This is a genomic window from Mycetohabitans endofungorum, assembly GCF_002927045.1.
GTDB classification, from domain to species: Bacteria; Pseudomonadota; Gammaproteobacteria; order Burkholderiales; family Burkholderiaceae; genus Mycetohabitans; species Mycetohabitans endofungorum.
On the sequence record NZ_PRDW01000012.1, the window covers coordinates 79,739 to 90,454 of the forward strand.

At 58.8% G+C, this 10,716-nt stretch carries 10 protein-coding genes and 5 pseudogenes; 8 read left to right on the forward strand and 7 right to left on the reverse strand.

Going from position 1 to position 10,716, the window contains the following annotated elements; all coding sequences use genetic code 11:
- Position 1 precedes the first annotated feature (1 nt).
- A complete protein-coding gene (locus tag B0O95_RS12140; RefSeq protein WP_233203338.1) occupies positions 2-391 on the forward strand; it encodes a tautomerase family protein in 390 nt (129 codons plus the stop codon).
- A 108-nt stretch (positions 392-499) separates the two neighbouring features.
- Here B0O95_RS12140 and B0O95_RS17255 read toward each other — a convergent pair whose 3' ends face one another.
- From B0O95_RS17255 to B0O95_RS17260, 3 genes and pseudogenes are all read right to left on the reverse strand, one after another.
- On the reverse strand, positions 500-883 hold the full coding sequence (locus B0O95_RS17255; RefSeq protein ID WP_416171942.1) for an integrase core domain-containing protein: 384 nt from the start codon (positions 881-883) through the stop codon (positions 500-502).
- A gap of 187 nt (positions 884-1,070) precedes the next feature.
- Positions 1,071-1,379 carry an MFS transporter gene (locus B0O95_RS12155; RefSeq protein WP_104078117.1) on the reverse strand — a complete coding sequence of 103 codons (309 nt, stop codon included), beginning with the start codon at positions 1,377-1,379 and terminating at the stop codon, positions 1,071-1,073.
- Between the two features lie 81 nt (positions 1,380-1,460).
- Positions 1,461-1,648, reverse strand: a pseudogene (locus tag B0O95_RS17260) (EmrB/QacA family drug resistance transporter); the annotation flags it as partial.
- A 61-nt stretch (positions 1,649-1,709) separates the two neighbouring features.
- Here B0O95_RS17260 and B0O95_RS12160 point away from each other — a divergent pair.
- Complete coding sequence (locus B0O95_RS12160; RefSeq protein ID WP_104078118.1) at positions 1,710-1,997, forward strand: hypothetical protein; 288 nt, start codon at positions 1,710-1,712, stop codon at positions 1,995-1,997.
- A gap of 110 nt (positions 1,998-2,107) precedes the next feature.
- Positions 2,108-2,320 (forward strand): 30S ribosomal protein S21, encoded by a 213-nt coding sequence (gene rpsU, locus B0O95_RS12165; protein WP_076794254.1) that lies wholly within the window; start codon positions 2,108-2,110, stop codon positions 2,318-2,320.
- Between the two features lie 19 nt (positions 2,321-2,339).
- On the opposite strand, the gene B0O95_RS12170 is transcribed toward rpsU, so the two are convergent.
- The 4 genes and pseudogenes from B0O95_RS12170 to B0O95_RS17265 form a co-directional block, all read right to left on the reverse strand.
- Complete coding sequence (locus tag B0O95_RS12170) at positions 2,340-3,284, reverse strand: AEC family transporter (RefSeq protein WP_104078119.1); 945 nt, start codon at positions 3,282-3,284, stop codon at positions 2,340-2,342.
- Positions 3,285-3,637: 353 nt separating this feature from the next.
- The gene (locus tag B0O95_RS12175; RefSeq protein ID WP_233203339.1) at positions 3,638-6,085 is read right to left on the reverse strand and encodes a mechanosensitive ion channel family protein; all 2,448 of its coding nucleotides are present in this window, start codon (positions 6,083-6,085) and stop codon (positions 3,638-3,640) included.
- Between the two features lie 473 nt (positions 6,086-6,558).
- Positions 6,559-7,911: a 2-hydroxycarboxylate transporter family protein gene (locus B0O95_RS12180; RefSeq protein WP_104078121.1), complete on the reverse strand. Its 1,353-nt coding sequence runs from the start codon at positions 7,909-7,911 to the stop codon at positions 6,559-6,561.
- 333 nt (positions 7,912-8,244) lie between these two features.
- Positions 8,245-8,394, reverse strand: a pseudogene (locus B0O95_RS17265) (hypothetical protein); the annotation flags it as partial.
- Positions 8,395-8,535: 141 nt separating this feature from the next.
- On the opposite strand from B0O95_RS17265, the gene B0O95_RS17270 reads away from it, so the two are divergent.
- The 5 genes and pseudogenes from B0O95_RS17270 to B0O95_RS16610 form a co-directional block, all read left to right on the forward strand.
- A complete protein-coding gene (locus tag B0O95_RS17270; protein ID WP_370641786.1) occupies positions 8,536-8,742 on the forward strand; it encodes an MATE family efflux transporter in 207 nt (68 codons plus the stop codon).
- Positions 8,743-9,153: 411 nt separating this feature from the next.
- Positions 9,154-9,429, forward strand: a pseudogene (locus B0O95_RS12190) (IS5/IS1182 family transposase); the annotation flags it as partial.
- Positions 9,425-9,640 (forward strand): annotated as a pseudogene (locus B0O95_RS12195) (dihydroxy-acid dehydratase); the annotation flags it as partial. The pseudogenes B0O95_RS12190 and B0O95_RS12195, both read left to right, overlap by 5 nt.
- Positions 9,641-9,735: 95 nt before the next feature.
- Positions 9,736-10,215 carry a large conductance mechanosensitive channel protein MscL gene (gene mscL, locus B0O95_RS12200; RefSeq protein WP_104078124.1) on the forward strand — a complete coding sequence of 160 codons (480 nt, stop codon included), beginning with the start codon at positions 9,736-9,738 and terminating at the stop codon, positions 10,213-10,215.
- 108 nt (positions 10,216-10,323) lie between these two features.
- Positions 10,324-10,675, forward strand: a pseudogene (locus B0O95_RS16610) (divalent metal cation transporter); the annotation flags it as partial.
- Positions 10,676-10,716: the final 41 nt, after the last annotated feature.

The following is a 10,716-nucleotide window of genomic DNA, read 5'->3' on the forward strand; positions in this document are numbered from 1 at the left end:
CATGCCCATCATCAAAATCGAAGAGCAGCGGCCTCGCACAGCGGACGAGAAGGCCCGGCTCGTTGACTTGCTGTTTAGCGTGCTTCGACAAACACTGGGTGTCAACCCGAACGAGTTGCAAGCGAGATATCAGACGTTTGAACCAGAGGATTTTTATCCGCCGACGGGTGCCGGCGAGTATCTAGGGATCGAGATCACGCTGTTCGCCGGACGCTCGCTCGATGTCAAGCGCCGGCTTTACGAACGCGTTGTCGCGGAAGTTGCGCAGGCGCGCCAGGTTAATCCATCCCGCATCCTCGTTCTATTGCGTGAAGAGCCGCTCGACAACTGGGGGTTACACGGCGGGCATGCCGCCACGGACCTGAAGTTCGATTACGCGATTGCGATATGAAATGCGATGAACCCGGCTCGGCGGGTTCCGACGCCGGATCGACGCACGTGCCGGCAGGCGCTTTCCCATCGGCCGGTATTGCGTTCTGGTGCCAAGGCACCGGCCTTGTCATATCCGCCGTCGATCGACGACAGCTTGCCTCCCCGACGTTATGGCGCATGCTGGAGGCAGCGCGGCGATCGCATCAAGGTGCTGCTTGCGCGGCGGACGCCCCCGGCCCTGAAGGCGGTGACGAGCATGTGTCTGATGAGTAGCCGGTGAGGTCGCGCGATCCATGACCATGTTCGGGCGGTCGTGACGGTAAGTCCACATCCAGTCGGTCGCGAAACGCTGCACGTGGTCCAAGTCTTTCCAGTGGTACAACGACAGCCATTCGTACCGCGCGCTCCGGTTGAATCGCTCGACATACGCATTGTGCTGAGGTTTGCCCGGCTTGATGTAGCCAAGTCTGATGCCATACTGCCGGGCCCATTCGGTGATCGCCGTGCTCAGGTATTTGGGCCGTTGTCACACCGAATCGCTTTCGGCCTGCCACGCTAGCTGATGATCTGCCGCAGCGCATGGATCACCCACTGCGACGGCGCCGAGAAGTCGATCTCGATGTCGAGCGCTTCGCGGTTGAAATCGTCGATCACGTTGAACAGCTGGAGCGCCACCGCGAATAGTGACGGCTGTAGTATTAAGTCGATTTTTGCGGCCCGCTGGGCTTGAGCAGCAATGTGAGCGGAATGCAGGCCGCCAGGGTAAGGCTGAGCAGATAGAGCGTCTGCGAATAGGTGATCACGATCGCCTGCTGCTGGATCTGTGAACTGAGTTGGCCCAGCGCCTGCAAGTGGGAATAAGCCGCGTCGCCAGTGCGGTGAGCCAGTTCCAGCACCGAACTGGTGTTGACCGATTCGCGAATCATCGCGACGCCGATGGCATCGCCGGTTTCGTCTCGCGACACGGCGGTTATCGAGGCTTGATTCAGCGGCATCATCGCGAGCATCTGGACTGTGCCGCGAAGCAGTTACGACCCGTGAAATCGGGCCTGACGCTTTGCGCGGTCAGGCCGATGTCGAGTATGCAACGACATCAAGTATCCCGTCGAGTTCCAGGTGCCTTCGGTGCCGGCCGCGCCGAATTCCCCTGAATTTGCGGCGGCGCAAAGTTCGTGATTGAAATGTCCAGCGCCGCCATCAGTGCGCCGAGCACGCCCGCCGTGACGGCGATCCAGTCGATCGTCGCGTGGGCCCGATATTCTCGGAGCACCAGAATACCGGGACTCGCTCCGTGATTTGCGTGTATAGTGGCCGATGTCCCCTGCCGAGGAGCAACTATGTCGACACCGCTGCGACTTCTATACAAGGGGTTCGAGCTTCGTCCGCTCGTTTTCGCGCGCCAATTCAGCCGTTTCGACGGTCACTCGCGCTATGCTGAAGGTTATGATGTTGCCGTGCGCATCTGCCGTCTGGGAACAGACGGCGCCGTGGGCGCGGGCCGCGTGTTCAAGGTCGACCAGGAACATGTGTTTGCCGATTTCGGCGTGGCCCGACGTGCTGCCTGTCAGCAAGGACAGGACATCATCGACGGCAAGGTGGACGGCGCGTCGGTGATCGACATGTGAGCGGGCCAGCCGTTACTTGCTTTGGCTGATGTTTTGTACGAGCATGCGGCGCCTTGGGTTTCGCACAGGCGTGCGATACCTTTTTCTCCCATTGAACTTAAAGGAATGATTTGACCACTGTTATCCCGAAGCCTAATGAGCCCGTCGAGGTTGCACTCCGGCGTTTCCGCCGTTCGATTGAAAGCACTGGCTTGATCAAAGAGTTGCGTGCCCGCACGGCATATGAAAAGCCCACCGCAGAGCGCAAGCGGAAGAAGGCAGCCGCCGTGGCGAGATTGCGCAAGCAGATTCGCCGCTCCTTGCCGCCCCGGAAGTTGTATTGACCCTATCGCGTGCGGCGAGTCAGCCGCCCGGTGCGCGCATCCAATACAGCAGCAGCGACAGCGACACCAGGGAGCCCATCGTGGACAGCAGGATCGTCTGCGCCGTCACGGCGGCTTCGCGGCGGTAAAACTCGGCTAGCATGTACGGCCCTGTGCCGGTGGGCAACGCGGCGAGCAGCACGGCGACGTCGGCCAGCGGCGTGGCGAGAGCGAATACGTGGACTGCCAGCCACCATGCAAGCATTGGTTGCACGAGTAGCTTGACGCCGGTAAACACGAGCGCCGAGCGGGTAGCTCCGGTTGCTGGTCGGGGCTCGGCCAGGAACAACCCGAGGCTCACGAGCGCGCATGGACTGGCCGCGCCGCCTAGCAGTTTCGTGAACGCGGTCAGGCCGGGCGGCAGCGCGATCGCGGCACCGGAGACGAGCGCGCCGACGACAGGTGCCATGGTTAGCGGATTTTTCACGAGTGACCACGCCACCTTCGCCGCGAGCTTGCGCGGCGCGCGTTCATTTTGCACGCCGATTTCTATTAGCACGATCGCAAAGGTAAACAGTACGCAGGTGACGATGACCGTAGCGATCGTGGTCGGCGCAAGGCCAGCATGGCCGAACGCGAGCAGGACAAGGGGGAAGCCGAGATAGCCGGTGTTCGGATAAGACGCGGCGATCGCGTCAACGCTGGCGTCTGCCAACTGTCGCCCCGCCATCAACCGCGCAGCCAACACGATGGCGAACACCGCGGTGCAGCTGACAGAGAACGTGGCGACCAGCGCCGGGTTAGTCAGCTGCGCCCAGTCCGAATGGGCGGTGATGTCGAAAAGCAGCGCTGGCAGCGCGAGCCGTACAACAAAGCGGTTCAATTCGGACGCGGCCGTCGGGCCAAGCAGTGCGCGCCGGCGACACACGAAGCCGGCAAAAATCAGTGCGAAGACGGGAAGCAGGATGCCGAGCGTCGATAACATCGCGAAGCCGTAAATTGAGTTGGGCTGGAAAGCCGGTCGCGACAGGTTAAGCGGTTACAACGATACAATCCAATTCAGAATGTGATGGTCGGCGATGCTTTTTGCATCGTGATCGACGTCAAGCCGCTTCGTTATTGGGTTGCGCTCGCGCAGCCCCCATTTCGCGCGGGTGGCCGCGCGACTGAACCGGCTCCCCCGGAGCCGGCAGTTGGGCGCGCTAGAGGCGGCGCTGGGTGTAGAGTGGATCGAGCGCTCGCCACACAACGTGACGCCAGCGGTGGCGTGAGAGCGCTTCTATACGGACCGGACGCAAAGGCCGTTCTCATCGCGCATGTGCCGCGCAATGCGCAATTCTACTGGTTCGGGGACGTGCCCGCGTCCGGCCCGCTCGGCTGCGTGGCCGTCGCGCGCGCATCGATTACGAAGTTGCGCTGTGGATTGGCCAACTCGATGCCCCGTTCCGCGAAACGACTCAAGATGCGCCGGTTGAATTCACGCTGAACCGGCCAGCGACGGGTATCGCGGCACGCGATCTGACCGACCAGCGTAATGCTCGCGCCATCGATTTGGTCGACGCCCCAGAAGCTGAAGTCGGACAAGATGCCATCCTTGAACTTGTCATCGTTGCGCAACTCGGCGCCGATATCGACCAGTGTCTGGATCGCGTACTGGACGTCTGCTCCTGCTGCGATCACTACCTTCACCGCGGCGTTGCCGATGCCGCGATTGGTGTTGTTGACCGTCGTGACAGAGCTGAATGGCACCGTGTACAGCGAGCCGTCGCCGCCGCGCAAACGTACAGTGCGGATCGACAAATACTCGACAGAGCCCGATACGCCCGCGACCGTCACCCAGTCGCCGACCTGCATCGCGTTTTCCATCAATAGGAAAATGCCGGTGATGAAGTCTTGCACCAGCTTTTGCGAGCCGAATCCGAGCGCGACGCCGAAGATGCTCGCGCCGGCCAGCAAGGGGCCCGTGTTGACGCCGATTTGGCTCAGCGCGGTGAGCCCGACGATCATCAGGATCGCGATGAACAGCGTGGTACGCAGCATCGGTAATAGCGTGCGCAGCCGCGCCGCCCGGATCACGTCGCCAGCCGCCGTCCACCGCTTGAGCCGCCGCTCGGCTCCTACGTTCGCGATCTCCCAGATCAACACTGCGACCAGCGCCGCAATCGCGATCGTCACCAGCGCCGAGCCAAGCCGGTTGCCGATTGGATTGTAGACAAGGAACGTGCCGACGTGCAGTCCCCATATCGACAGCAGCACCAACAAAGTTGCTACGCCGATCACCACGGACAAGGCTTGACGCAGCAGCGGATAATAGCGGTACGCACGTCGACGTCCGACGCTGGAAGTGCTGTTCTCCACGCCTTGTCCAAACACGCGTCCGAGCGCGCCGAACGCGACAATGGCGACGACGCGCGCGGCGAGCAGCACAGCGAGTGACAGCCCGCCCAGGTGTAACACCATCTCGTAGCCGTTGCGCACGTCGAGCGCCCAGACCAGCCACAGCGCGAGGATCACGAATACCGTCGAGCCTGCCCAGATGTCCGCCAGCCAGTGGCCCAGGTACGCCAGCGTTGGCCGTTTCGTGAAATAGCCACGGATCGTGCGCGCCACCGGCACCCGGCATTGTAGGATTGCGATCGCCGCCATGATGTGTACCGTTAGCGCCACCAGCTTGACCAGTGCCAACTGCGCTTCCTGCGTCATGCCGAGCCGGCCGGCAGCGCCAGCCAATGCTCCGCCGGTCCCTGCGACGATCACCATTCGAGTCATCCAGCCTTGCGCAAACGACGCCCAGCGATCCCGCAAAGGAAGTAGCCGCAGGTGTGGCGCGTTGGGCGCAAAAAAGAATGCGCATGCGAGCAACACCGCCCGTCCAATCACGTACGCGTCAACGACCACGCCCACCGCGCTTGCCGCTTGCGTGTGGGAATCGTCCAACACGGACAGCAGCATGGACGCACACAGCGCAAATGCGGTTAACGGCGCCGCGCCAAGCAACAAATGGACCAGCGCGCGGGGTAGCACTTGCAAGCGACTCCAATGATGTGCCGCATGCGATGCGGGCGCTCGCGGTGCGCCTGCGTCGCCGGGGCGGATGCGACTTTGGGGTGATGGAGTAGGCGGCTCATGCGGTGTGGCGTGATGAGCCGCCAGCGCGCTGCGTGAGCGCTGCACTGCCCTTCGCGCCAGCAGTTCAAGCATTAGTGACGGCACCAGCGCGGCAAACAGCAGTTCCAACAGCGCTAGCAACGCATGCCTACCCTGTGGGCTGGATAAATGCCACGCCCACCATTGACGCACGGACGGAAAGTCGAGCAATGCCGAGCTTGACAGGCGCACGCGCTGCCCGAAAGTGGAAGCGGATTGTGCGATGTGCCGCGATAACTGTGTCACCAGTCCATCCGCGTCGAGCGCCTTGGTCAGCGACCCAGCCGGACCACTGGCGGCCGACGGCACGCTCGCGGCTACGGTAGGGGGCGGCGAGGCCGGGCTTGCCAGCGTGCCTGCCGCGGCGATCGCCCGCAGCGTGTCCTCGAACTGAGCGCGGCGCCGAGGATCGTTCAATACTTGTAGAGCGGCATGCGCCTGCTCCGGCGTGAGCGCGACCACGGCGTTGCTTGCTGGCGTGCCAGATGACGGTGACGGAGCGGCGCTAGCCGCGGGGGCGGGCGCCGCGCTCACTCGCACTGCGACAGACAACGCGACGACCATCACCGCGAATACGATAGCAACCCAGGCAAGCCGACGGGCGGGTTGGCAAAGTGGCGGGCAAGAAAAAACGGGCATGGCAGTGATTCGAAAAGGCACAGATCGACTACGACAGCGTTCGCGCAGAGGAATTCAACCTCGACGCCACTTCAGACCAATGCAGCAACATGTCGATATCCTATTGCCGCGGTACGCTACGTTGCAACAGATGGTCGGACGCCCCAACAAAACCGGCGCCGATCAGCTAAGCATTTTCTGACATTCGAATCATCAAGTGATTTTCTCCTGTTTTCAAGCCGGGCCGGCTTTGGCAGATAAATGCTGGGCAAAATGGCGTCGGCTCGAGGGTCATCGTAGCCGGCGTGTTAGCTGCAATATCCAGCTGTTAAGTCATATCACCCTTGACGCAACTGTACACGTATTACACACGCGCAGCTCACGCAGCGTTATTAAATATAATTTAATTGGTCTCTATATAAATCGTGTAATATTTGTTTTAGTTAAGATTATTTTAGGTCGCTGGCGCATACAGAACGCGTTCATTTTGCGCATCAAACACCTTGGCTCAACAATAACAGCGCTACCATCACTGTAAGCGCTCCACCGATCCGCGTGGCAAGTTGCGCAAACGGCATCAATGGCAGACGGTTGGCCGCGGTGAGAATCGCCAAGTCCCCGACGCTGCCCATGCCACTATGACATGCGTTGACCAACGCGCTTTCAATCGCTGGCAGCCCCGTCCAACGTCCGACGAGAAAGCCGGTTGTCATCAGTACGAGCACCGTGACAAGCGCTGTGACAAGGTGCACTGGACTCAGAGCGGCAATGACTGCATCCCATGGCATCAATGTGATGCCAACGCCACATAGCAGTGGATAAGACACCGCACATGCGAAGAAGCGATAATTCCAGTGCGCGCCATGTTCGAGGTGAGTTGGCACGGCACCGAGTAGCTTAATCAAAACGGCGAACCCTAGCATGCCGATCGGTGCGGGCAAGCCCGTGAAATGTTGGATAACCAGGCCAGCAAAATACAAGCTGATGGCAATCGTTGCGGCCGCCGCAATGTGCTCAATGGGAACAGCCTTGCGGCATAACAGTGTAGTGTTATCCGCCGTCGTCAGCCAAGCTTGGGTGTCTTGGGACCAACTTCGGCTGACTCGATGCAGTATCGCGGCACCAGAGATGGCACCTAAATTACCTAGTACGATAGCCGGCACCACTTGCGCGAACAATTGGCCTTGTGGCTGTTGTAATAACGCGGCATAGCCGATTGTAAGAGGAATTGCACCTTCGCCGATTCCGCCGGCCATAATAGGTACAACAATGAAAAAGAATGTATCGTGCGCACTCAAGCCGAATCCAACGCCTGTTGCGGTGCCAGCCAATGCAGCCGTCACTGAACCGGCCACAACGGGGACGCAAAATCGCACAATGCCTTTGATCAATACTTGTCGATCCATACCCAGTAGGCAGCCCGCGATCACGAGTATGCAGAATAAATAGAGAATATTCGTTGCCGCCCACAGCTCGCGGATTGAAACAATCAAGTCTGTTGGCAACCATTGGTGATGAGTCAGACAAGAGGGTAATAATAGTGTCACAATCACCGGACCACCCATGTGACGCAGCACAGGCATCCGGGCGCCGATTTCAAAGCAAGTGAACCCGACAACTGCAAGCGCGGCGATAAGCACTGGTAATTCGCTCGGTAGCTTCTCAAGCGCAACAAGTGCACTTAAGCATGCGAGGATGAGCCCATACGCTGGCACTGGGATAATGCCAATATGTCGCTTCATCAGCCATTGCCAACACGCAGAGGCACAGAAGCCGCGAAAACGGAAAAGCAATACTTGACGAAGAAACTGCCGAGTCGAGCGAGCAGCAATAGGCGGCATAGCCATGGCTTGGCTCCTTGATCAGAATTTTGTATTGCCCCCTTCTCACGGGGACGCGAATCGATCGAGTTCGGCAAACTGAGCGCAAGAAACTGGCCTGGCCGAGGTACGGCCAGCCCTGGTCCGAGTGCAACGTTGGCCGTGTGCTTTCGATCGATCAATCGCTTGTTTAACATCTTCCCTACCATGTTGAACAACGGGGTTGCGAAGTTTCATAGATGAAGATTTTGCCGTTGTATAGGTCCAAGATCGGTGCAAAATACAGCTTCTGGCCTCCCATTTGCGTTTCTCACGTCGGTTACGTGCTTTGGGTTGAGACGTTGCACATTGAACTGTCGCTCAAGAAGGTTGAGCGTATTGTGACCTTTGTACGCTCGGTTTTTCTTCATTCGAACGCAGCTCTTTAAGCCTCAGTTCAGCCATTAGGCGCTGGATAGCCTTACGGTTGATTGCAATGCCATCTTGAAGGATCGTGGCTGTAATGCGCTGATACCCGTATCGCTATGCGCTCTCTATGGCGGTCTTGTTCACTTGGCCTCGAATTCAGGAGGGGGTTCGTGCAATCTTGGCGCTGCCGTTCCGCTGTTTGGCGGCCACCTGTCTTTTATCGGTATAGGTTTGATCAATGTAATGCTCGCAGGTCAGCTTTGCGCCCATGTCCTCGTCACAGTGACGATCGGATCAAGCGTCTGGATGCTAGCCGTCCTTGTGCTAAACGAGCTGATGATGGCGCTACAGGCTTTGGTGGCACAACTTAAAGGCGCGGGCCGACCCGCTGAAGTGGGACCACTTTCCTGCAAACGCTGTGGGGCAGCATTATGCTTAATCTGTTTTTGACGGCGCTTGAATGTTCCTTGAGATAATTTTTAATTCAATTAATTGAGGCGACAGCGGAACTGGTCCGGAATGCACGCAATTTTCTATATGCTATATGCTATATGCTATATGCTATATGCATTGCTTGGCCTGCGCTTGGTATTTTAGACGCTTGTCGATGACTATTTGAAGGGCTGTCAATGGCGCGGCAAACTTTCAAATTTAATTTAATTTGATTGGATTTGTGCTGGCAGGTCCAATTGGATACGTGTTAATGTATAGTGTATTTGGTTTGCCAACGCTTGGTGCAGTTGGCAATGGAATAACAGGTGGCATCATTGCTTGGGTACAAACGTTCACCTTTCTTGTTTATATTTATCGTAAGGGTTTTTATTTTGAGTTGAGGCGCCAAGTGGTCAGTGTAATGCCTAATCATCGAGCCTGAGGCGGGTGATCGTCGATACGACGGTGATGGAAAGGCAATTGCGCATCTCACCGATTTGCGCCTTCTTGAACGTTGCGGGGAGCATCTGGTGAAAGCCGCGGCCCGGCACGGGCTGAAGTTGCAGTAGGACTACAACCGCGAAGCGTCGCGTCTGGCGAGTCAGATCAGCCGCTATGCGCATGCGAAGCAATACAAGCGGAGGAAGGAAGCGCTTTGGACCTTGCATTCTGCATTCGCGTGTAATGCGTGACGTCGAGCGGCAACCTGGCGCCCGACGGCGCCGTCATCAAAACCGGTGCCGCCGATCCAAGGCTGCTCGTGCATACGGGGTCGGCCGTCGTATTCCGCGACTACAACGACATGGCCGCCCGTATCAATAGCGACGCGCTGTCCGTGGACGAGCACAGTGTGATCGTGCTTCAGCATGCGAAGCCGGTTGAGGCGCCGGGAATGCCTGGGTGGGGACAGTTGCCGTCAAGTTGATCCGTATCCGAAGATTCACTGACGCAGGTCGACCGAGCCGGGCACGCGGATCGCTTGAGCGCCCGGGATATATTCCGGAGTACGAGATGGCCCAATTCATCCAAGAATTCAAGCAGTTCGCGATCAAAGGCAACGTGATGGACCTGGCCGTTGGTGTGATCATCGGCGGCGCGTTCTCAACGATTGTCAATTCGGTGGTTAAGGATTTGATCATGCCAGTCATCGGCGCTGTGACGGGCGGGCTGGATTTTTCAAACAAGTTCATCCGTATCGGACACGTTCCTGCCACGTTCAGGGGCAATCCCGACTCGTACAAAGATCTGCAGGCGGCAGGCGTCGCGGTGTTTGGCTACGGGGCATTCATTACAGTGGTATTGAATTTTCTGATCCTGGCGGTGATCGTCTTCTTGCTCGTCAAGGCGGTGAACGAGTTGCGCAGGTTGGATGCGCATAAGGTTGAGCAGACGCCTGTCGCTCCTGCGCCGCCGCCCGAGGATATCCTACTGCTGCGTGAAATCCGTGATGCTCTAAAGCGTAGCGACGACGGCGGCGTCGATCGCACGTAGGGCGCTCGACGCTGTTGGCCTGGCTTAGTAGTAGTGGGCAGCCAGTCATCCCCGCTAACGGCGCGACAATCGACATCGGCACGAATACTGCTCTCCACCGCTGCCGTCGGCGACCTCGCCTTCGCGCTATTCAGCCTGGGCATCGTCGGCACGGGGTTGCTCGCGTTACCCGTGCTAGCGGGCTCGGCGGCATATGCGGTGGCGGGCACGCTGAGATGGCGCAACAGTCTGGCATTGGATGTCAGGCTCGCAAAGCCATTCTATGGGGTCATCGCTGTTGCGATACTGGTTGGGGTCGCGCCTGACGTTTACACGTTTCGATCCGATCAGGGCGCTGTACTGGAGCGCCGTAATCAACGACTTGACGGCCGTGCCAATCATGGCGCTGCTGCCAACGGTCCGCGACGCACGACTGCGCAGCGATCTGCAGGCCCAGTGCATCGTCCAAGGGAGCCCATGATCATTCAACCGCGCATGCGGGGCCGCTTTTGCGTCACCACG

Coding starts and splice junctions, on each gene's coding strand:
- B0O95_RS12170 (WP_104078119.1), bottom strand. CDS start 3,284: ATGTTATCGACGCTCGGCATCCTGCTTCCCGTCTTCGCACTGATTTTT.
- B0O95_RS12175 (WP_233203339.1), bottom strand. CDS start 6,085: ATGCCCGTTTTTTCTTGCCCGCCACTTTGCCAACCCGCCCGTCGGCTT.
- B0O95_RS12160 (WP_104078118.1), top strand. CDS start 1,710: ATGTCGACACCGCTGCGACTTCTATACAAGGGGTTCGAGCTTCGTCCG.
- mscL (WP_104078124.1), top strand. CDS start 9,736: ATGGCCCAATTCATCCAAGAATTCAAGCAGTTCGCGATCAAAGGCAAC.
- B0O95_RS12140 (WP_233203338.1), top strand. CDS start 2: ATGCCCATCATCAAAATCGAAGAGCAGCGGCCTCGCACAGCGGACGAG.
- B0O95_RS12180 (WP_104078121.1), bottom strand. CDS start 7,911: ATGGCTATGCCGCCTATTGCTGCTCGCTCGACTCGGCAGTTTCTTCGT.
- B0O95_RS12155 (WP_104078117.1), bottom strand. CDS start 1,379: ATGCTCGCGATGATGCCGCTGAATCAAGCCTCGATAACCGCCGTGTCG.
- B0O95_RS17270 (WP_370641786.1), top strand. CDS start 8,536: ATGCTCGCAGGTCAGCTTTGCGCCCATGTCCTCGTCACAGTGACGATC.